Origin of the sequence: Kitasatospora sp. CM 4170 (assembly GCF_032110285.1) — a bacterium.
Taxonomy (GTDB): domain Bacteria; phylum Actinomycetota; class Actinomycetes; order Streptomycetales; family Streptomycetaceae; genus Kitasatospora; species Kitasatospora aburaviensis.
Map to the genome: position 1 here is coordinate 3982823 of NZ_CP134877.1, position 20907 is coordinate 4003729.

The 20907-nt window shown below is 74.6% G+C and carries 20 protein-coding genes; 4 read left to right on the plus strand and 16 right to left on the minus strand.

Annotated features, from left to right (window positions below; all coding sequences use genetic code 11):
* Positions 1-128: 128 nt before the first annotated feature.
* The 3 genes from guaB to RMN57_RS16600 form a co-directional block, all read right to left on the minus strand.
* Positions 129-1634 (minus strand): IMP dehydrogenase, encoded by a 1506-nt coding sequence (guaB, locus tag RMN57_RS16590; RefSeq protein ID WP_313764161.1) that lies wholly within the window; start codon positions 1632-1634, stop codon positions 129-131.
* A gap of 343 nt (positions 1635-1977) precedes the next feature.
* A complete protein-coding gene (gene shbA, locus RMN57_RS16595; RefSeq protein ID WP_380234380.1) occupies positions 1978-2571 on the minus strand; it encodes an RNA polymerase sigma factor ShbA in 594 nt (197 codons plus the stop codon).
* A 506-nt stretch (positions 2572-3077) separates the two neighbouring features.
* Positions 3078-3689: a response regulator transcription factor gene (locus RMN57_RS16600; RefSeq protein ID WP_014136228.1), complete on the minus strand. Its 612-nt coding sequence runs from the start codon at positions 3687-3689 to the stop codon at positions 3078-3080.
* 555 nt (positions 3690-4244) lie between these two features.
* Between RMN57_RS16600 and RMN57_RS16605 the strand changes: the two genes are divergently transcribed.
* Positions 4245-4571 (plus strand): WhiB family transcriptional regulator, encoded by a 327-nt coding sequence (locus RMN57_RS16605; protein WP_238862961.1) that lies wholly within the window; start codon positions 4245-4247, stop codon positions 4569-4571.
* Positions 4572-4688: 117 nt separating this feature from the next.
* On the opposite strand, the gene RMN57_RS16610 is transcribed toward RMN57_RS16605, so the two are convergent.
* The 3 genes from RMN57_RS16610 to groES form a co-directional block, all read right to left on the minus strand.
* Entirely contained in the window at positions 4689-5702 is a 1014-nt protein-coding gene (locus RMN57_RS16610; RefSeq protein WP_313764162.1) for a LysR family transcriptional regulator, read from the minus strand.
* 185 nt (positions 5703-5887) lie between these two features.
* Positions 5888-7522, minus strand: a complete 1635-nt coding sequence (groL, locus tag RMN57_RS16615) for a chaperonin GroEL (protein WP_313764163.1) — start codon at positions 7520-7522, stop codon at positions 5888-5890.
* Positions 7523-7638: 116 nt separating this feature from the next.
* Entirely contained in the window at positions 7639-7944 is a 306-nt protein-coding gene (gene groES, locus RMN57_RS16620) for a co-chaperone GroES (protein WP_014136232.1), read from the minus strand.
* Between the two features lie 343 nt (positions 7945-8287).
* Between groES and RMN57_RS16625 the strand changes: the two genes are divergently transcribed.
* Positions 8288-9466 (plus strand): class I SAM-dependent methyltransferase, encoded by a 1179-nt coding sequence (locus RMN57_RS16625; protein WP_313764164.1) that lies wholly within the window; start codon positions 8288-8290, stop codon positions 9464-9466.
* A 42-nt stretch (positions 9467-9508) separates the two neighbouring features.
* Here the strand turns inward: RMN57_RS16625 and RMN57_RS16630 are convergent, their stop codons facing one another.
* The 5 genes from RMN57_RS16630 to tsaB form a co-directional block, all read right to left on the minus strand.
* Entirely contained in the window at positions 9509-10438 is a 930-nt protein-coding gene (locus tag RMN57_RS16630) for a polysaccharide deacetylase family protein (protein ID WP_313764165.1), read from the minus strand.
* A gap of 149 nt (positions 10439-10587) precedes the next feature.
* Positions 10588-10854, minus strand: coding sequence for a hypothetical protein (locus tag RMN57_RS16635; RefSeq protein ID WP_380234357.1), 267 nt, complete (start codon positions 10852-10854; stop codon positions 10588-10590).
* Complete coding sequence (gene tsaD, locus RMN57_RS16640) at positions 10851-11948, minus strand: tRNA (adenosine(37)-N6)-threonylcarbamoyltransferase complex transferase subunit TsaD (protein WP_313764166.1); 1098 nt, start codon at positions 11946-11948, stop codon at positions 10851-10853. Before tsaD ends, RMN57_RS16635 begins: the two co-directional genes overlap by 4 nt.
* Positions 11941-12420 (minus strand): ribosomal protein S18-alanine N-acetyltransferase, encoded by a 480-nt coding sequence (gene rimI, locus RMN57_RS16645; RefSeq protein WP_313767856.1) that lies wholly within the window; start codon positions 12418-12420, stop codon positions 11941-11943. The genes tsaD and rimI overlap by 8 nt, the downstream gene beginning before the upstream one ends.
* A gap of 125 nt (positions 12421-12545) precedes the next feature.
* Positions 12546-13199 (minus strand): tRNA (adenosine(37)-N6)-threonylcarbamoyltransferase complex dimerization subunit type 1 TsaB, encoded by a 654-nt coding sequence (gene tsaB / locus RMN57_RS16650; RefSeq protein ID WP_313764167.1) that lies wholly within the window; start codon positions 13197-13199, stop codon positions 12546-12548.
* Positions 13200-13464: 265 nt separating this feature from the next.
* Here tsaB and RMN57_RS16655 point away from each other — a divergent pair, with 265 nt between their 5' ends.
* Positions 13465-14037, plus strand: a complete 573-nt coding sequence (locus tag RMN57_RS16655) for a hypothetical protein (RefSeq protein WP_313767857.1) — start codon at positions 13465-13467, stop codon at positions 14035-14037.
* A gap of 123 nt (positions 14038-14160) precedes the next feature.
* On the opposite strand, the gene RMN57_RS16660 is transcribed toward RMN57_RS16655, so the two are convergent.
* On the minus strand, positions 14161-14373 hold the full coding sequence (locus tag RMN57_RS16660) for a hypothetical protein (protein WP_313764168.1): 213 nt from the start codon (positions 14371-14373) through the stop codon (positions 14161-14163).
* A gap of 205 nt (positions 14374-14578) precedes the next feature.
* Positions 14579-15076 (minus strand): tRNA (adenosine(37)-N6)-threonylcarbamoyltransferase complex ATPase subunit type 1 TsaE, encoded by a 498-nt coding sequence (tsaE, locus tag RMN57_RS16665; RefSeq protein ID WP_313764169.1) that lies wholly within the window; start codon positions 15074-15076, stop codon positions 14579-14581.
* 296 nt (positions 15077-15372) lie between these two features.
* Here tsaE and RMN57_RS16670 point away from each other — a divergent pair, with 296 nt between their 5' ends.
* Positions 15373-16518 carry an LPXTG cell wall anchor domain-containing protein gene (locus RMN57_RS16670; RefSeq protein WP_313764170.1) on the plus strand — a complete coding sequence of 382 codons (1146 nt, stop codon included), beginning with the start codon at positions 15373-15375 and terminating at the stop codon, positions 16516-16518.
* A gap of 163 nt (positions 16519-16681) precedes the next feature.
* On the opposite strand, the gene RMN57_RS16675 is transcribed toward RMN57_RS16670, so the two are convergent.
* The 3 genes from RMN57_RS16675 to RMN57_RS16685 form a co-directional block, all read right to left on the minus strand.
* Complete coding sequence (locus RMN57_RS16675; protein ID WP_313764171.1) at positions 16682-17872, minus strand: alpha/beta hydrolase; 1191 nt, start codon at positions 17870-17872, stop codon at positions 16682-16684.
* Positions 17869-19119, minus strand: coding sequence for an alanine racemase (alr, locus tag RMN57_RS16680; protein WP_313764172.1), 1251 nt, complete (start codon positions 19117-19119; stop codon positions 17869-17871). The genes RMN57_RS16675 and alr overlap by 4 nt, the downstream gene beginning before the upstream one ends.
* A gap of 206 nt (positions 19120-19325) precedes the next feature.
* Positions 19326-20816: an NAD(P)H-hydrate dehydratase gene (locus tag RMN57_RS16685; RefSeq protein ID WP_313764173.1), complete on the minus strand. Its 1491-nt coding sequence runs from the start codon at positions 20814-20816 to the stop codon at positions 19326-19328.
* Positions 20817-20907: the final 91 nt, after the last annotated feature.

Below are 20907 nucleotides of genomic sequence, written 5' to 3' on the forward strand. Positions count from 1 at the left end.
CTCGCGCGCTCGTGTCCAAGCCGCTCGGCGCGAGGGCGGCCCGCGCTCTCGCGTCCACAGGCGCCGCACGGGCGAGGGGCCCGCCACCTGGTGGTGGCGGGCCCCTCGGACGCGTGCGGTGCGCGCGGTCAGCCGCGGCTGGTGTAGTTCGGCGCCTCGACCGTCATCTGGATGTCGTGCGGGTGGCTCTCCTTGAGGCCCGCCGAGGTGATCCGGACGAACCGGCCCTTGCTCTCCATCTCGGCGATGGTGGCCGCGCCCACGTAGCCCATGGTCTGGCGCAGGCCGCCGACCAGCTGGTGCAGCACGGCGGCCAGCGGGCCGCGGTAGGGCACCTGGCCCTCGATGCCCTCGGGGACGAGCTTGTCGTCCGAGGCCACCTCGGCCTGGAAGTAGCGGTCCTTGGAGTACGAGCGGCCCTGACCGCGGGACTGCATGGCGCCCAGCGAGCCCATGCCGCGGTAGGACTTGAACTGCTTGCCGTTGATGAACTGCAGCTCGCCCGGGGACTCCTCGCAGCCGGCCAGCAGCGAGCCCAGCATCACGGTGTCGGCACCGGCGGCGAGCGCCTTGCCGATGTCACCGGAGTACTGCAGGCCGCCGTCGCCGATTACCGGGACGCCGGCCGCCTGGCACGCCACCGCGGCCTCGTAGATCGCGGTGACCTGCGGGACGCCGATGCCGGCGACCACGCGGGTGGTGCAGATGGAGCCGGGGCCGACACCGACCTTGACGCCGTCCACGCCGGCGTCGATCAGCGCCTGGGCGCCGTCCCGGGTGGCCACGTTGCCGCCGACCACGTCGACGCCGACGGCCGACTTGATCTTGGCGATCCAGGCCAGCGCGTTGTGGCTGTGGCCGTGCGACGTGTCCACCACCAGGAAGTCCACGCCCGCCTCGACCAGGGCCTGGGCCCGGTCGAACGCCTCGGCGCTGGCGCCCACGGCGGCACCGACCAGCAGCCGGCCCTCGGCGTCCTTGGCGGCGTTCGGGTACTTCTCGGCCTTGACGAAGTCCTTGACGGTGATCAGGCCCTTGATCCGGCCCTCGTCGTCGACCAGCGGCAGCTTCTCGATCTTGTGGCGGCGGAGCAGCGCCATGGCGTCCTCGCCGGAGATGCCGACCTTGCCGGTGATCAGCGGCATCGGGGTCATGATCTCGCGGACCTGGCGGCTGCGGTCCGACTCGAAGGCCATGTCGCGGTTGGTGACGATGCCGAGCAGCTTGCCTGCCTCGTCCGCGATCGGCACACCGCTGATCCGGAACTTGGCGCAGAGCGCGTCGGCCTCGGCCAGGGTGGTCTCCGGGCCGACCGTGATCGGGTCGGTGACCATGCCGGACTCGGAGCGCTTCACCAGGTCGACCTGGTTGGCCTGGTCCTCGACGGAGAGGTTCCGGTGCAGCACGCCGACGCCGCCCTGGCGGGCCATGGCGATCGCCATCCGGGACTCGGTGACCTTGTCCATCGCGGCGGAGAGCAGCGGGATGTTGACGCGCACGTTCCGGGAGACCCGCGAGGAGGTGTCGACCTCGTTCGGCAGCACCTCGGAGGCCCCGGGCAGCAGCAGCACGTCGTCGTACGTCAGCCCGAGCATCGCGAACTTCTCGGGTACGCCTGCGGCGTTGTAAGACATTTCGGGGGTACCTTCCGTGGCCGGCCTAATCCGCTCACGCCCTGAGGGTGGGGGCGCTGTCGTCGCTCACTCGCTCAGGCCGCCGAAAGCTCGGTGCCTTTGGAGGAACCTCCAGGGAATCCCCGCTCGCACCCACGGAACTTTGGCGACCCGCCCAGGCGCCGATACCCCATGGTACTGGCACCGGGAATGTGTCCTCGTGTGCCCTTGACAACACCCGGCACCCGTGGGCCATTCCGCTCGCACCCGAACCCGCCCGCCCGCGCCGCGGGCAGGGCCGGCCGGAGCCGGTGCAGCACCGCCCGGCGGCCGGGGCCGGAGCCGGTCGAACGGCCCCGCTGCGTCAGGAGGACTCCTCCGCGAGCGCCCGCAGCCGGCTGAGCGCACGGTGCTGGGCGACCCGGACGGCGCCGGGCGACATCCCGAGCACCTCGCCGGTCTCCTCCGCGGAGAGCCCGGCGGCCACCCGCAGCAGCACCAGCTCGCGCTGACGGGCCGGCAGGTTGGAGAGCAGCTCCTTGGCCCAGGCGGCGTCACTGCTCAGCAGCGCGCGCTCCTCCGGGCCGAGCGCCTCGTCCGGCACCTCCGGCAGGTCGTCCGGCGGGATCACCGTCGACCCGGGGCCGCGCATCGCGGCTCGCTGCAGGTCGGCGATCTTGTGGGCGGCGATGCCGTAGACGAAGGCCTCGAACGGGCGCCCCTGGTCCTTGTACCGGGGCAGCGCACAGAGCACCGCGACGCAGACCTCCTGCGCGATGTCGTCCACGTGGTGCCGGGCGCCCCCGGGCAGCCGGACCAGGCGGCCGCGGCAGTAGCGCAGCGCCAGCGGGTGGACGTAGGCGAGCAGTGCGTCGATCGCCGGGCCCTCGCCGCGGACGGCGGCCGCGACCAGCTCGCCGACCAGGGGGGACGAGCCGCCGGCGCCGAGCACCGGCACCCGCTCGATCCCGCCCCCGGCGCCCGCCCGCCCGGCGGAGCCGTCGCCCGGGGCGTCGCCGGCGGGGCCACCGGGGCCGCCCTGATCCGCGCACGACGGATCGCGCCCCGGGCCGGAGGGCTCGACCGCCTCCACCGGGTCCGCCTCGCCGGCCGCACCGGCAACGTCGTCACGCATCGGTCCATGGTGCCTGGTCGAACGGGAAAACGCGGCACCGCGTCCGGAGTTGTGCACCGGAACGTTATGCGGTAGGCCGCCCGGCCCGTGACCGCCGCGCACCACCGGCCCCTCCTGCACCGCGCCGCCTCCCGCCCCGCAGCCTCCGGTGGTCCCGTCCGCCGCGCCGTCCGCCGAGTGTCCTGCGGCTGTGTGGTTCGCCGCAGTGCCTGTCCGCTGGTCCCCGAGGTGCTCCACTACTCCATGGTGCAACCTCGGGACCGTAACGTCACACGCCCCGGCGGGAGGAACCTCGAGCAGCCCGCCGCGACCGGCGGGGCCGCCGGCGGTCAGCGGACCAGGCCCCAGCGGAAGCCCAGGGCCACCGCGTGCGCACGGTCCGAGGCGCCGAGCTTCTTGAACAGCCGCCGGGCGTGCGTCTTGACGGTGTCCTCGGAGAGGAAGAGCTCGCGGCCGATCTCGGCGTTGCTGCGGCCGTGGCTCATGCCCTCCAGCACCTGGATCTCACGGGCCGTCAGCGTGGGCGCCGCTCCCATGTCGGGGCTGCGCAGCCGCCGCGGGGCGAGCCGCCAGGTCGGGTCGGCGAGCGCCTGGGTGACGGTGGCCCGCAGTTCGGCGCGCGAGGCGTCCTTGTGCAGGTAGCCGCGGGCACCGGCGGCCACCGCGAGGGCGACGCCGTCGAGGTCCTCGGCGACCGTGAGCATGATGATGCGGGCGCCCGGGTCGGCGGACAGCAGTCGCCGCACCGTCTCGACCCCGCCGAGGCCGGGCATCCGGACGTCCATCAGAACGAGATCGGAGCGGTCGGCCACCCAGCGGCGGAGGACCTCCTCCCCGTTCGTCGCGGTGGTGACCCGGTCGACGCCGGGTACGGTCGCGACCGCGCGGCGAAGCGCCTCGCGGGCGAGCGGGGAATCGTCGCAAACGAGAACGGAAGTCATGACCGTCGTCCTCCGCAGCTGATCCGCGTCACGTTGAGCCTCCTGGCTGGTACGAATCTCTCCGACACGGCCGATTGGCGACGGACTCGGTGCCGATCGCCTGAACTTCCCCGCGATCGTTCCCGACCTCCGGCGCCCGCTAACCGCCTCCGCACTTCCAACGACCGTCACTCGAATGAGTTACGGCCTTCAGGGCCATCTCCACCACTGTACGTGGCCAACCCGTTACCGATCAGCCGCATCGCGGTGCACACGCCGCACTTTTGTGCAGCTCGCGCGCGGTCGGCGCACCACCCGCACACCGGTGCGGGGTGTCGCGCGCCCGTCGGCCACCCGATTGCCATGCCCGTACCCGCCGGAGCCCATGCCCACTTTGCCCGTTTTTATAGCTTTTGTATGGTCATTGACTGTTGTGCCACTCTGTGGGTGACTTGTCCATGGAGTTGCCGTAAGTCATATTTCCAGGTGTCCACACCAGCGCATCGAAGCCTCGCCGCACCGCACAGCCCGCCGGCGGTCGGCCCGCGGTCGACGAGCCTCTGAAGGGAATGAGCCATGGCAGATTTCTCCCGCCTCCCCGGCCCCAACGCGGACCTATGGGACTGGCAGCTCTCCGCGGCCTGCCGCGGCGTGGACAGCTCGCTCTTCTTCCACCCGGAGGGCGAACGCGGCGCCGCCCGCAGCTCGCGCGAGGCGAGCGCCAAGGAGGTCTGCATGCGCTGCCCGGTACGCACCGAGTGCGCCGCGCACGCGCTGGCGGTCCGGGAGCCCTACGGCGTCTGGGGAGGGCTGACCGAGGACGAGCGCGAGGAGATGATGGGCCGCTCGCGCAACCGCCTGGTGGAGGTGCCGCTGGCGGCGCCGACCGGGCTGCAGCACTGACCCGACGCCTTGTCCGCACCGGGGAGAAACGTTTCTTCTCGGCGCACTCGCCCGCCTGCGCCCGGAGCGGGGCGGGAGCCGCCCGGGCCGCTCGGCCGCCCGGGCCGTGACATCCGGTCAGCGCCCGGCGGCCGCGCCCGCCAACCGCTCAAGCATCAGCGCCACGGCCGGCACCTCGGCGAGGTCCGGCAGGGTCAGGGCGACCACCTGCCGCACCGCCGGCGCCCCCGAGGCGGTCCGCACCGGCACCGCCGACACGCCGTCAGGACGCACCGACTCCAGCGCCAGACCTGGCAGCACCGCCACCCCGAGCCCGGCCGCCACCAGGCCGACCACCGCCGGGTAGTCGTCGGTCGCGAAGTCGATCCGGGGCTCGAAGCCCGCCCCCGCGCAGAGCTCCACCAGGTGCCCCCGGCACTGCGGGCAGCCGGCGATCCACTGCTCCCCGGCCAGCTCGGACAGCTTCACCGGCCCGTTCCCGCCGCCGCGCCCCGCCAGCGGGTGCGCGGCGGGCAGCAGGCCCACCAGCGGGTCGTCCAGCAGCGGGGTGACCACCAGGTCGGACCAGTCGGCGCCGGCGCTGAGCTGCTGCGCCTCCAGGTTGGCCTCGGCCCGCGCCTCGCGCGGGGTGCCGTGCGCCGGGGCCGGGGCGGGCGACGGGGCCCCGTCGGGCGACTGCGGGTACCGGAAGGCCAGCGCCACCTCGCACTCGCCGCCGCGCAGCATCGCCAGCGACTCCGGCGGCTCCGCCTCGACCAGCGACACGCGGACCCCCGGATGGCTGTCCCGCAGCCGGGCGACAGCCGGCGGCACGAGGGTGGAACTCGCGGTCGGGAAGGACACCAGACGCACCCGTCCGGCCCGCAGTCCGGCGATCGCCGCCACCTCCTCCTCGGCGGCGGAGAGCCCGGCCAGGATCCCGGTGGCATGCTTGAGCAGGACCCGCCCGGCCTCGCTGAGCTGCATCCCGCGGCCCGAACGGACCACCAGCGGGGTGTCGACGGACTTCTCCAGCGCCTTCATCTGCTGGCTGATGGCGGGCTGGGTGCAGCCCAGCTCGCGAGCGGCGGCGGAGAAGGAGCCGGTGCGGGCGACGGCACGCAGGACGCGCAGGTGGCGGGCCTCGATCATGCCTCAGTTATAAGGCAGGCTTTGCCATATGCAAAATTCTACTGATAGTTGAACACTGAAGCACGTGCTGAAGACGCACGGGAGCACGCACGGAGCACGCGCGGGCCCACGGTCAACGCCGGAGGCCCGGCCCGCACCCCGAGGGGCGCGGACCGGGCCTCCGGTCACCGTTCACCGTTCAGGCGTCAGTGGGAGTGGCCGTGCCCGCCGTGCGAGTGGCCGTGACCGTTGTCGGCCTCCTCCTCCTTCTTCTCCACCACGAGGGTCTCGGTGGTGAGGAGCAGGGAGGCGATCGAGGCGGCGTTCTCCAGCGCGGAGCGGGTCACCTTCACCGGGTCGATGACGCCGGCCTTGACCAGGTCGCCGTACTCGCCGGTGGCGGCGTTGTAGCCCTGGCCCTGCTCCAGCTCGGAGACCTTGGAGGTGATGACGTAGCCCTCCAGGCCGGCGTTCTGGGCGATCCAGCGCAGCGGCTCGTGCAGCGCCTTGCGGACGACCGCGACACCGGTCGCCTCGTCGCCCGACAGGCCCAGGCCGCCGTCCAGCACCTTGGCGGCGTGGACGAGGGAGGCGCCACCACCGGCGACGATGCCCTCCTCGACCGCGGCGCGGGTCGCCGAGATGGCGTCCTCCAGGCGGTGCTTGCGCTCCTTCAGCTCCACCTCGGTGGCGGCGCCGACCTTGATGACGCAGACGCCGCCGGCCAGCTTGGCCAGGCGCTCCTGCAGCTTCTCGCGGTCCCAGTCCGAGTCGGTGCCCGCGATCTCGCCCTTGATCTGGGCGACGCGGCCGGCCACGGCCTCGGTGTCACCGGCACCGTCGACGATGGTGGTGTCGTCCTTGGTGATGGTCACGCGGCGGGCGGTGCCCAGCACGTCCAGACCGGCCTGGTCGAGCTTGAGGCCGACCTCCTCGGAGATGACGGTGGCACCGGTCAGGGTGGCCAGGTCGCCGAGGATCGCCTTGCGGCGGTCGCCGAAGCCCGGGGCCTTGACGGCGACGGCGTTGAAGGTGCCGCGGATCTTGTTCACCACGAGGGTGGACAGCGCCTCGCCGTCGACGTCCTCGGCGATGATCAGCAGCGGCTTCGAGGCACCGCCCTGCAGGATCTTCTCCAGCAGCGGCAGCAGCTCCTGGATGGAGGAGATCTTGCCCTGGTTGATCAGGATGTACGGGTCCTCCAGGACCGCCTCCTGCCGCTCCGCGTCGGTGACGAAGTACGGCGACAGGTAGCCCTTGTCGAACTGCATGCCCTCGGTGAAGTCCAGCTCCACGCCGAAGGTGTTCGACTCCTCGACGGTGATGACACCGTCCTTGCCGACCTTGTCGATCGCCTCGGCGATCAGCTCGCCGACCTGGGTGTCCTGCGCGGAGAGGGAGGCGACGGCGGCGACGTCGTCCTTGCCCTCGATCTCGCGGGCGACCGAGAGCAGGTGCTCGGAGACGGCGGCGACGGCCTTGTCGATGCCCTTCTTCAGGGCGGCCGGGCCGGCACCGGCGGCGACGTTGCGCAGACCCTCGTTGACCAGGGCCTGGGCCAGCACGGTGGCGGTGGTGGTGCCGTCACCCGCGACGTCGTTGGTCTTGGTGGCGACCTCCTTGACGAGCTGCGCGCCAAGGTTCTCGTACGGGTCGTCCAGCTCGACCTCGCGGGCGATGGTGACACCGTCGTTGGTGATGGTCGGGGCGCCGAACTTCTTGTCGATGACGACGTTGCGGCCCTTGGGGCCGATGGTCACCTTGACGGTGTCGGCCAGCTTGTTGACACCGCGCTCCAGCGAGCGGCGGGCGTCCTCGTCGAACTGCAGGATCTTCGCCATGTTCCCTATTCCCTCGGGGCGGCGGCCGGCACAACGGCCACCGGACTACGTGAACCAACAACCACGCCCCGGGCCCCTGTCACTTGGGACACGGATCCGGGGCGGGCTGGGACGTCTTACTTCTCGATGATGGCGAGAACGTCGCGAGCCGAGAGGACCAGGTACTCCTCGCCCTGGTACTTCACCTCGGTGCCGCCGTACTTCGAGTACAGGACGATGTCACCGACGGCGACGTCGAGCGGCAGACGCTGGCCGTCCTCGAAGCGACCCGGGCCGACGGCCAGGACGACGCCCTCCTGGGGCTTCTCCTTGGCGGTGTCCGGGATAACCAGGCCGGAGGCCGTGGTGGTCTCGGCGTCGAGCGGCTGGACCACGATGCGGTCCTCGAGCGGCTTGATGGCAACCTTGCTGCTGGTGGTCACGTCCGAGCTCCCCTTCGGAGATTACGGGGTTTTCTAACGGGTAGGTGGCGAACCTGCGGGCCTGCCGTCGCGGGGGTCAGACACGCGTCATCGCATTAGCACTCCCCATGGGGAGAGTGCCAAGGACGACCATAGGCCGCTGTTAGCACTCAGTCAACCAGAGTGCCAACGACGCGCCCGCCGATTCCGGAACGCGGGACGAGTGGCCGCACTCCTGCGCCGCCCCGGGGCCCCGCCGCGCACCCGCTCCGGGGCCGGAACCCCGCCGGCGACGCCTCCTTCCCGGGGCCGGCCCGGGCCGCTGCGGGACACCCGGGGCCGTGACACCGGCGAGAATGGCCCCGTGGAGACCGAGAACCTGCAGCCCCTGCTGACGCCCGAGGGCCAGGCCCTGCTCGCCGAGCTGCGCGAGTTCGCCCCCGAGGAGGAGCTCGCGCTGGCCACCCGGCTGCGCCGCGAGCACCCGGCCGAGCTGGTGTCGGCGGCGTTCGGGCAGGCCCGGCTCCGGCAGCGGGCCCGGGCCAAGTTCGGCGCCGACGCCGACCTGATGTACTTCACGCCCAACGGCGTCGAGCAGTCCACCCGGCGCGGCGTCGCCGAGTGGCGGGCCCGGCGCTTCGCCGAGCTGGGCGTGAAGCGGCTGGCCGACCTCTGCTGCGGGATCGGCGGGGACGCGCTCGCCCTGGCCCGAGTCGGCATCGAGGTGCTCGCGGTGGACCGGGACCCGGCGGCCTGCGCCGCCACGGCCGCCAACGCCGCCGCGCTGGGCCTGGCCGACCTGGTCGAGGTGCGCTGCGCGGACGTCGCCGAGGTCGACGTGGCCGGCTACGACGCGGTCTTCACCGATCCCGCCCGCCGCACCTCGCGCGGCCGGGTGTTCGACCCGGAGGCGTACGCACCGCCGCTGTCCTGGGCGATCGAGGCCGGCCGGCGCACCCCGGTCGGGGCGCTCAAGGTGGCCCCGGGCATCCCGCACGAGGCCGTCCCGGCGGACGCCGAGGCCGAGTGGGTCTCCGACCACGGCGACGTCAAGGAGGCGGTGCTCTGGTTCGGCACCCGCGCGGAGCGGCCGCACCGCGCCACGCTGCTGCCGCAGGCCGCCTCGCTCACCGGCGGCGACCTGCCCGACCCGCCGGCCGGGCCGGTCGGCCGCTACCTCTACGAGCCGGACGGCGCGGTGATCCGGGCCCACCTGGTGGCCGAGGTGGCGGAGCAGGTCGGCGGCCGGCTGATCGACCCGAAGATCGCCTACGTGACCTCGGACGAGCTGGTCGCCACCCCCTACGCGCACGCCTTCGAGCTCACCGACGTGCTGCCGTTCCACATCAAGAAGCTGAAGGCGCTGCTGCGCGAGCGCGCCGTCGGCACCGTGGTGATCAAGAAGCGCGGAATGGCGATCACCCCCGAGGAGCTCCGCCGCCAGCTGAAGCCGAGCGGCCCGAACACCGTCACGGTGATCCTCAGCCGCACCGACCACGGCCCGCTGATGATGCTCGGCCGGCCCGTCAGGGCCGACGTCTGAGGCCGGGAAGACCCCGGGCCCGACGGCCTCGGGCCTCGGGCCTCAGGAGGCCGGCGCCTGGATGTAGTCCTCCAGGCGGGCCACCGCGAAGCCCTGTTCCTGGATCCGGGCGAGCATCTCGCCGAACATCTGCGTCATCGTCTCGCCCTTGAGGTCCTTGGGGCCGCGGAAGTGGGCGAGCACGATGTCCCCGGGCCGGAGCTTCTTGTCGGCCGCCTGGTACTGCATGTCGTGGATCTGCATCGACTCGCGCCAGAGCACGACGGCCCGCGGCCCGCACTGCTGCACCGCCGTGTTCAGCCCCGGCGTGTTGGCGCCGTCCCCGTACGGCGGGCGGAACAGCAGCGGCGCGGTGCCGTACTGCTGGGTGAGCGCGGACTGCGCGTCGCAGATCTCCGACTTCTGCTTCTCCGGCGCGACCTTGCTCATGATCGCGTGGTCCACGGTGTGGTTGTGGATGTGGTTGCCGAGCGCCTGGAGCGGCTTGAAGTAGCCGTAGTCGTCCTTGACGATGTCGCGGGTCAGGAACATCGAGACCGGCACCTTGAGGTCGGTCAGCATCTCGACGAACTTCGGGTCCTTCTCGGCGCCGTCGTCGATGGTGATGAAGACGACCTTGTCGGTGGTCTTCACGTCGCTGAAGACCGGGACCGGGCCGGTCCGCTGGAGTTTGACCGGCTTGTCGGCGGGCGCCGCCGGGGCCGGCGGCAGCGGCTTGAGGTTCCACTTGGCCCAGGCGGCCGCGTCACCCGCGGCCGGCGCGGCGGCCGGTGCGCCGGTGGGCGTGGTGCCGGCCGGGGCCGGAGTCGGCCGGCCCGCGGTGGTTCCGGCGGACGGCGCGGCCGCCGCCGACGTGCCGCCGGCCGCGGCGGGCCCGGTCGCGCCACCGCTGCCGCAGCCGGTGGCGGCGGCCAACAGTGCCAGCGCCCCCACCGCGTACGTCCTCGCCCTGCCCCGCCCGTACCTCTTCACCGCGCCGCGCTCCCCGGTCCCGTTCAGCGATCTCTCAGCTATGCACGGTAACGGTCGGTCGTTCGGTTCCCGGACAGGCCTACGAGCGGCTGCTCCGGCCCGGCGAGCGGGTTGGGCCCGTCGGGTGGAGCGGGCCCTGCGCCACGGTCCTACTCCACGTGCTCGCTGGTGAAGGACCAGCGGTGCACCGGGCGGCCGAGCAGCTCGGCGGGCGGATCGGCGACCGGCACCGGCCGCTCCCCCGCCCACCAGGTGATCAGCAGCACGCGGTCCCCCGGGGCGCCGAACAGCTCGGTGCGGACCAGTCCGGCCGAGCCGCGCAGCGCCGGCAGCGCCGTCCCGCGCACCCAGGCGGCGAGGTCGGCCGCGCGCCCGTCGGCGGCCCGGGCCTCCCACATGGCGGCGGTGGTGGTCACCGGCCGCCGCCGCCCAGCGCGTCGTACGCCTGGCCGTGGACGTCGCCGTGCACGGCCGGCACGTGCACGTCGGTGACGGGCAGCGAGGAGTCCGCCGAGAGGTCGAAGGAGGACGGCGCGCGGTCGCGCCAGACCATCTCGGCGCCGAGCGCGGCGACCATGGCGCCGTTGTCGGTGCACAGGCCCGGACGTGGCACCCGCAGCCGGATGCCGGCCCGGTCGCAGCGCTGCTGGGCCATCTCGCGCAGCCGCGAGTTGGCCGCCACCCCGCCGCCGATCATCAGGTGGTCGACGCCGTTGTCCTTGCAGGCCTTGACCGCCTTGCGGGTGAGCACGTCGGTGACCGCCTCCTGGAAGGAGGCCGCCACGTCGGCGATCGGCACGTCCTCGCCGGCCCGGCGCCTGGCCTCCACCCAGCGGGCGACTGCGGTCTTCAGGCCGGAGAAGGAGAAGTCGTACTCCGGGTCCTTCGGGCCGGTCAGGCCGCGCGGGAAGGCGATCGCCTTCCGGTCGCCCTCGCGGGCGGTGCGGTCGACCACCGGGCCGCCCGGGAAGCCCAGGCCGAGCACCCGGGCCACCTTGTCGAAGGCCTCGCCGGCCGCGTCGTCGATGGTCGCGCCGAGCGGGCGGACGTCGCTGGTGATGTCCTCGCTGAGCAGCAGCGAGGAGTGCCCGCCGGAGACCAGCAGGGCCATCGTCGGCGACGGGAGCCGGCCGTGCTCCAGCTGGTCCACGCAGATGTGCGAGGCGAGGTGGTTGACCCCGTACAGCGGCTTGTCCAGCGCCCACGCGTACGCCTTGGCGGCGCTGACGCCGACCAGCAGCGCGCCCGCCAGGCCGGGGCCGGCGGTGACGGCGATGCCGTCCAGGTCGCTCGCCTTGACCCCGGCGGTGTCCAGGGCGCGCTGGATGGTCGGGACCATCGCCTCCAGGTGCGCGCGGCTGGCGATCTCCGGCACCACGCCGCCGAACCGGGCGTGGTCGTTGACGCTGGAGGCCACCGCGTCGGCGAGCAGGGTGGTGCCGCGCACGATCCCGACGCCGGTCTCGTCGCAGGAGGTCTCGATGCCGAGGACGAGCGGTTCGTCAGCCATGGCGGGTTTCCTTCAGGTCCTTCGGTTCGATGCTTGGGTGGTCGAGGCGCATCACCAGCGCGTCGACGTTGGCCGGCTGGTAGTAGCCGCGCCGGATGCCGACCGGTTCGAAGCCGAACCGCTCGTAGAGCCGCTGGGCGCGCGGGTTGTCCACCCGCACCTCCAGCAGCAGCTCGGCGCAGCCGCGCCGGGCGGCCTCCCGGATCAGGTCGGCGAGCAGCGCCGCGCCGAGGCCGGAGCCCTGGTGGCGCACGTCGACGGCGATGGTCTGCACGTCGCCCTCGCCGGCCACGGCCATCAGGCCGGCGTAGCCGACGATCGCGCCGTCCGGGGCGGTGGCGACGGTGAAGTGCCGGGTGCCGCCGGGGTGGGTCTCGGCCAGCTCGGACCAGAACATCCCGGCGGACCAGGCGTCCTCCGGGAAGAGTTCCAGCTCCAGCCGCATCACCGGGGCGATGTCCCACCAGCGCATCGGCCGGAGGGTCGCCGCCCCGGCGCCGGGAGCGCCGGCGGCGAGGGTGCCGGCGGCGAGGGTGCCGGCGGCGGGCTCGGCGGTCCCGGAGGTGCCGGCTCCGGGAGCGCTCACGCCTGGGGCGCTCACGCCGGGAGCACCGCCTTGTAGCCGGCGGGCACCTGGGCGTCCGGGCGGCGCAGGTACAGCGGCGCGTTGGGCAGCAGCTCGCGCCCGGCTGCCAGCTCGGCGGCGGCGAAGGCGGCCAGCGCGCCGGCCGAGACGTGCTCGGGCCCGTGCGCACCCGGGAAGGCGTCCGGGTAGAGCAGCGCGCCCGCGCCGACCGCGCGCGGGTGCGGCGACAGCTCGGCCGGGCGGTCCACACCGGGGCCCTCGGTCCGGCGGCCGTCGGCGTCGTACGAGGCCCAGTAGACCTCCTTGCGGCGCGCGTCGGTGGCCACCGTGAACGGGCCGGTGAGCCCCTCGGTGCGGGCCTGGTGCGCGATCGCGTCCAGGGTGCAGACGCCGTGCACGGGCAGGTCGAGCGCGTGGCCGAGCGCGGCGGCGGTGACCAGGCCGACCCGCAGGCCGGTGTAGGGGCCCGGGCCGACGCCGACGGCGATGCCGGTCAGCCGGTGCTTGTCGACACCGGCCGCCTGCAGCACCCGGTCGATGGCGGGCAGGAGCAGTTCGCCGTGGCGTCTGGCGTCGACCTGGTCGGTCTCGGCGAGGACGGTCGTCCCGTCGTGGACGGCCGCGGTGACGGCGGGGGTGGCGGTGTCGAACGCGAGCAGCAGCACGGGTCAAGGTTAGACCGGTCGGCGCGGCGGGCGGTTGCCGGTCCTCGGCCGCCCGGTCGGCGGCCCGTCGCAGGACCGCTGCAGGACCGCTGCAGGACCGCCGAAGAGCCGCCCGCAGCACCGCCGCAGGTCACGCCGCCCCACCGGATCGTCCGGGCGTACGGCTTCGGAACACACGTCCTACGTGGTGCGGGTCCAGGCACGCGGACCTGGCACGATAAGGCCGACGGGTTTTGGGACGGCGGTGGGAGCACACGTGGCGAAGATGGGTCCTGGAGTGGTGGTCACGGGGCTGACCCTGGGGGCCCTGGCGGTGGTGAGCCTGCTGGCCTTCCAGGCCAACGGCGCCCAGGAGCGCGCCGGCGGCACCGGCCCGACGGCGAGCGTCACCGCCTCGACGAGCGGTCCGGCGGCCACGGCCACCCCGACCGCCTCGGCCACCCCGACCGTCCCGGCGCTGCCCGCCACCTCGGGCACCGGGCTGCGGGTCGTCTACTCGGTCGGCAGCCACCACGTCTGGCTGGTCGACCCGAAGAAGAACCCGCAGGTGGTCGCCGCCTTCTCGGTCACCCCGGGCTCGGTGGAGCCGAACCCGGGCAGCTACCCGGTCTACAGCCGCACCCCGATCACCACGGGCACCGACGGCCGCCAGATCGAGCACGTCGTGCGGTTCGCCCAGCAGAACGGTGTGGTGTTCGGCTTCAGCGCGCCCGTGGACGGCGCCACGCCGACCGCCGACCCGAAGGGCAAGACCGGCGGCATCCGCAGCAGCCGGACGGACGGCCAGCTGATCTGGGACTTCGCGCCGAACGGCACCAAGGTGGTCGTGATCGCCTGAGCCGGCGATCAGGCCTGAGCCGGCCCGGCAGGGGTCGGCGCGGGCGGCCCCGGGGGCCTGCACCGGTGACCGCGCACGGGTGAGAACCCGCCCGTCATGTCCGGAACGAGGGCTTCCCCGGGTTCAGGCGGCGCGCCTGGTCTCGGCCGCCGGAGCTTCGGCGCCGGCCTCGGACCGCTCCGCACCCTCGGGGCGCTCCGGCGGGGTGGAGACCGCCTCCGCGGCCGCGCACGCGGCCAGCAGGGCTCGCATCGACCCGCCCGGAACGCTGCGGGCGGGCTCTCCGGCCCCGGCACCGCGCGGCGCGCGCTCCGGGGCGGGGGTGGTGCTCGACATGGCGCCTCCCTAGTTAGGCAGACCTAACCGCAGCACCCATCCCATCACGCCCGGTCCCCCGCCCGCAACACTTTGCCGACAGCTTGTCGGCAAAGAGGCCGCCGCGGCCGGCCGGGGCCTCCACCGGACGGGAGGCGGGCCGACCGGTCGCACGGGCGAGCGGGCGGGCCCGCCCGGGCCGACGTCTGCTCGGGCCGGCACCCGCTCAGGCCAGCGCGTCCAGCTCGACGCCGTCCCAGCGCGGCCCGAGCCCGGCCAGCACCACCCGGCGCGGGTCGTGGTCGTCCCCGTTCGCCGTGTCGCCGAGGGCCCGCTCGATCCGGACCTCCAGCCGGTCCTCGGACAGCCGCTCGACCTTGCCCTCACCCCACTCGACCACCACCACCGACTCCGGCAGCGAGACGTCCAGGTCGAGGTCCTCCATCTCGTCCAGGTCGCCGCCGAGCCGGTACGCGTCCACGTGGACCAGCGCCGGGCCGCCGACCAGCGACGGGTGCACCCGGGCGATCACGAAGGTCGGCGAGGTGACGGCGCCGCGCACCTGCAGCCCCTCCCCCAGCCCCCGGGTCAGCGTCGTCTTCCCCGCGCCCAGCTCACCGGAGAGCAGCACGAGGTCCCCCGGTCGCAGCAGCGCGGCCAGCTCCCGGCCGAGCCGGCCCATCCGCTCGGGGGTGGCGACGGTGAGAGTGGCGTGCGAGCCCATGCGCGAATCAAGCCCTTCGGTCCGGACGGCGGCGCACCGACCACCGGGCGCCCCCGCTACGGTGCCACATCCCCGCCCGGCCGCGCTCCGGACCCGGTGTGTCCCGGAGTGCCCGGGTTTGACACCACCTGCTCAAGATCGACATCCCACCCCGCTCCCAGGCAGTTCCCAGGTTGGCTATAGCGTCCTGCTTCTGTTCCCCGTTCCGGACCGGCGCGAGGCCTTGCTTCGTACCGGTCCGAACCCCTGTGCCCGGGCCTCCCGACGGCCCGGCCGACCCGATGAGGTCACGCTCCATGAAGCTCCGTCGCGGTCTCGCGATATCCGCGGTCGCCGCCCTGGCGTCCGCCTCCGTCATCGCCGCCGCCCCCGCCGCGCTCGCCGCCCCGCAGAGCACCGGCGCCGCCGCCTCCGCGGCCGAGTACGACGTCCACCCGCACCTGACGGTCAAGAACCTCCCCGCCCAGATCGCCGCCGGCGGCGCCGCGGCGACCTTCACGGTCGAGATCGAGAACACCGTCCACCGCGACATCGTGTTCCTGCCGTTCATCGGCACCGGCGCGGACCACTCCCCGCTGTACGCCAAGCGCCAGAAGCTCCAGTACCAGGACGTGGACACCAAGGCCTGGCACGACGCCTCCTACGTCACGCCGGAGGACGAGGCCTACCCGGTCGCCCTGCTCGGCCCGATGAAGGACGGTGTCGAGGCCGACGACGCCTACCTGTTCCTGCCCGAGGGCGAGACCCTGAGCATCCAGGTCCGGCTCTCGCTGACCGGCGATGCCGTCGCGGACACCGCGGCGCTGCAGTTCGTCACCACCTCCTTCGACCTGGAGTCGTCCGAGCCGCTGCCGGTCGCCACGGCCAGCGCCCCGGTCTGGTTCACCATCACCTCGCCGGGCGGCGGGACGGCCTCGCCGTCCGCGACGGCCAAGCCCACCGCGACGGCCACGGCGTCTCCGTCCGCCTCGGCCTCGGCCTCCGCTTCCGCGACGGCCACGGCTTCGGCCACCGCCTCCGCGACGGCGACGGCGTCGGCCTCCGCGACGGCGTCCGCCTCGACCTCGGCAGGCCCGAGCGCCTCGGCGACCGGCTCGCCCACGGCCACGCCGAGCGCCTCGGCGACCGCGGGCGCCACCGGCTCCGCCAAGCCCGCGCCGGCGACCGCCGCCACCACGCCGGCCGCCACCGCCTCCGGCAGCAAGGTCGTCCCGGCCGCGCACGTCACCCCGCTCGCGGCCAAGGCGCCCAAGCCGTCCGCCGACACCGTGGCCAAGGCCAAGGCGAAGGCCGCCAAGCGCCCGTCCGGCGGCGCCAACCTGGCGACCACCGGTGGCGGCGACGACACCACCGCCATCGCGCTGGCCGGCGGCGCCGTCCTGACCGCCGGCGCCGGCACGCTGTTCGTGCTGCGCCGCCGCAAGGGCAACGCGAGCGCCTGACGCCTCGCCGTCGCCCGCCGCGGCCGCGGCCGCAGCCGCAGCCGCAGCCGCAGCCGCAGCCGCACAGACCGGTGGCCCGGGCCCTCATGACGAGGGCCCGGGCCACCGGGCGTTCTGGACGGTCCGCAGCCCCGCCGGACGGCGTTCGGGCGCGCCCGCGCGCTCAGGCCAGCTCGGACACCGAGGGCGGCAGCGGGGCCGTCCCGCGGTGGTCGACCGCCTGCTTGAGCAGCGCGGCCAGGCGCCGGTCGACGAGGTCGGGCCGCTCCAGCATCACCAGGTGCCCGGCCTCCTCGACCAGCAGCAGCTCGGCGCCGGGCAGCTGCCGGGCCATCGCCTCGCTGTGGCCGGGCGGCGTCAGCAGGTCCTTGGTGCCGGCCAGCACCAGGGTCGGGATGCCGCGCAGGGCGGCCAGCGCCTCGGTCTTCTCGTGCGCCCCGAAGACCGGGTAGAACTCGGCCACCACGTCGATCGGGGTGGCGTCGAGCAGCTGCTCGGCGAACCGGACCACGCCCGGGTCGACGTCCTTCCCCCCGAAGGAGAACTTCCGGTAGAAGACGGCGCTCACGTCCGCCCCCAGCCGCCGCGTCGCCTCCACCAGCTCGACCTGCCGGCCGAGCAGCTTCACCACGCCGGGCGCGACCTTCTTGAACAGCTTGGCGCCGGCCGACGGCAGGCCGAGGGTGACGGCCTCCCAGTTCCCGGCCATGGTGCCGATCAGCGCGACCCCGGCGACCCGCTCCCGGAACAGCTCCGGGTACTGGTCGGCGAGGGCCATCACCGTCATGCCGCCCATCGAGTGGCCGACCAGGACCAGCGGCCCGGTCGGCGCGACCGCGTCGATCACGGCCTTGAGGTCCCCGCCCAGCTGGTCGATGCTCGCGGGCTCGCCGGCCAGGTACGAGCGGGAGCGCTCGGAGCGGCCGTGGCTGCGCTGGTCCCAGAAGACCAGCCGCATGCCCTCTCGCAGGGCGGCCCGCTGGAAGTGCCAGCTGTCCTGGTTGAGGCAGTAACCGTGGCAGAAGACGACGGTGAGCGGCGGCCGGTCGCCGTCGACGGGCTCGTCCCGGCCGGTGCCGTCCAGCTCGACGTAGAGCTCGGTGCCGTCGGCGGCGGCCACCGTCTGCGGGCGGCCGCGCAGCGAGCCGTACGGGGCGTTGGCGTCCAGCTCGGCGCGGGCCCGGCGCCTCGTCGCCCGGTGGACCGTCAGCCGCTCGATCGCCACGCCGGCGGCCGCACCGGCCGCGACCACGCCGACCGAGATGCCGATCAGCCCCGCCCGGCTCACCCCGGACGCGCCGCCCACCGCCTTGGCCACCGACGTCACCGGGCCGGAGCCGGGCTCCTCGCTCATGCGAGCAGGCCCTGGACGGCGGCACCCTCCACCAGGAACTCGGCCGCACTGGCCGCGGTGGGCTCCTCGGCGATGCCGCCGACGTAGCGGCGCGGCACCCGGGCGCCGATCCGCGTCACGATCTCGTACGCGATGGTGCCGCAGGCGCGGCCCCAGTCCTCGGCGGTCGGCTCGCCGTGCGCGCCGTTGCCGAAGAGCAGCACCTCCTCGCCGATCGCCGGGGTGTCCCCGCCCAGGTCGACGACGAACTGGTCCATCGCCACCCGGCCGGCCACCGTGCGCCACTTGCCGCCGATCTGCACCGGGCCCGTGTTGCTGGCGTGCCGCGGGATGCCGTCGCCGTAGCCGACCGGGACGAGGCCCAGGGTGGTCGGGCCCGGCGTCGTGTAGTGGTGGCCGTAGCTCACGCCGTGCCCGCCGGGGACGGTCTTCACCAGGGCCAGGCGGGCGGTCAGCGCCATCACCGGGCGCAGGCCGAAGTCGGCGGGCGAGCCGACCTCCGGGACGGGCGAGAGCCCGTACATCGCCAGGCCGGTGCGGACCAGGTCGTAGTGCGAGTGCGGCAGCAGCAGGGTGGCCGGCGAGTTGGCCAGGTGCCGGACCTCGGGGCGCAGCCCGGCCGCCTCGGCGTGGGCGAGCGCGTCGCGGTAGGCGTCCAGCTGGGCCTGGATGGACGGGTGGCCGGGCTCGTCGGCGGCGGCGAAGTGCGACCAGATGCCGACCACCGTGAGCAGGCCCTCGGCCTCGGCCCGGCGCGCGGCGGCCACGAGCTCGGGCCAGTCGTGCGGCTGGCAGCCGTTGCGGCCGAGGCCGGTGTCGGCCTTCAGGTGCACCCGGGCCGGGATGCCGGTCGCCCGGACGGTGGCCAGCAGCTCGTCCATCGCCCACCGGCCGCTGACCGAGATGTCGATGTCGGCGAGCAGCGCCTCGCGCCACGGGCCGCCGGGCGTCCAGAGCCAGCAGAGGATGCGGGCCTGGTCGGGGCGGATGCCGGCGGCGCGCAGGGCCAGCGCCTCCTGCGGGAGCGCCGTGCCGAGCCAGTCGATGCCTGCGGCGACCGCCTCGCGGGCACACCGGACCGCGCCGTGGCCATAGGCGTCAGCCTTGACCGTGGCCATCACCGTGGCGCTGCCGACGCGCTCGCGCAGCGCGTCGAGGTTGCCGCGCAGGGCGGCCAGATCGATGGTCGCCTCGGCCCGTTCGCCGTCGGTGAGGGTGGCCGTGCCGGTGGTCTTCGCAGTTGTCATCAGGGTCAGTCTCCCAGACGTCCCGGAGTCCTCGCCGAACGACCCTTCGGCGCGGCGTCCCCCACACCCCTCCCCGACCTACCGGACGCCCACGAAGCAGACCTGGTTCCCCCCTCCGCCGCGCAGGAAGTCGGCCCGCCCGACTTCCCGCGCGGAAGCGGAGACGCCCACCCCCGAACCCGCGGGAAGCCCGTGGACCGGTCGGCCTACTCGTCCGCGGTCGCCGAGGCCCGGACCTGGCGCCAGACGGCCGGCAGGGCGGCGGCCACCTGCAGGGCCGTGACCGGGGCGCCCGGGGTGCTGGCGGCGTGGCGGCCGGCGAGGCCGTGGAGGTAGGCGGCCACCGACGCGGCGTCCAGGACCGGGAGGCCCGCCGCGAGCAGGGAGCCGGCCAGACCGGCGAGCACGTCCCCGCTGCCGGCCGTGGCCAGCCAGGACGTGCCGGTCGGGTTGACCCGGGCCGCGCCGCCCGGGTCGGCGACCACCGTCGTGGACCCCTTCAGCAGCACCGTCGCCCGGTACGCGGCCGCCAGCCGGCGCGCGGTGGCCAGCCGGGCGGCGGCCAGCTCGTCGGCGGGCGGCGGCGCCCCGCCGTCCGCCCCGGCCAGCAGCCGGGCCGCCTCGCCGGTGTGCGGGGTGAGCAGCGTGGGCGCCGTCCGCCCGGCGAGCGCGCCCGGGCCGAGTCGCCCCAGCTCGGTCAGGCCGTCCGCGTCCACCAGCACCGGTACGTCGCTCGCCAGCGCCTCGGCGAGCGCCTGCCGGGCCCCCTCGCCGCCGCCCGGGCCGACCACCCAGGCCTGGACCCGCCCGGCGCCGGCCGGCCCGCCCTCGGTGACGAGCGTCTCCGGGAACCGCCGCACCACCTCCTCGGCCGCGGTCCCGACGTACCGGACGGCGCCCGCGCCGCCGTGCAGCGCCCCCGCGACCGCGAGCAGCGCCGCCCCCGGGTACGTCGCCGAGCCGGCCGCCACCCCGACGACGCCGCGCCGGTACTTGTCGCTCTCCGCCCCGGGCTCCGGCAGCAGCTCCGCCACCGCGGGGTGCTGCAGCGCCGACACGTCGGCCGGGGGCAGGTCCAGCCCGATCCCCACCAGCTGCACCGCGCCCGCGTACCCGGCACCCGGGTCGATCAGCAGCCCCGGCTTGTACGTCCCGAAGCAGACGGTGACGTCCGCCCGCAGCGCCACGCCGGCCACCTCGCCGGTGTCCGCGTCCACCCCGCTCGGCACGTCGACGGCCACCACCGTCCCGCGCCGCGCCGCCCGCGCGTACGGGACGGCCTCGGCGCGCAGCCCGCCCCGGCCGCCGATGCCGACGATGCCGTCCAGCACCAGGTCCGCGCGCGAGAAGTCGGCCAGGCCGACTTCCTGATCCAGGACCACCTGCCCGTGGGCCGCGCGCAGGGCCGCGAGGCCCCCGGCGTGGGCCCGCTCCGGGGCGAGCAGCACCGCCGACACCCGGGCCCCGCGCCGGGCCAGCACCGCGCCGGCGTACAGCGCGTCACCGCCGTTGTCCCCGCTGCCGGCGAGGACCACCACCCGGCTGCCGTACACCCGGCCGCGACGGCGGGTCAGCAGCCGCGCGCAGGTCGCGGCGAGGCCGGCGGCCGCCCGCTGCATCAGCGCCCCCTCCGGCAGCCGGGCCATCAGTTCGGCCTCGGCGGCCCGGACCTGTTCGACACGGTGAGCGTTGCGCATGCGGAAGCCCTAACCCCTCGGCGATGACTACCGCCGACGCTACGCCCGCGGCGCGGCCGCGCGACACGTGCCACGACCCGACGCGCCACGG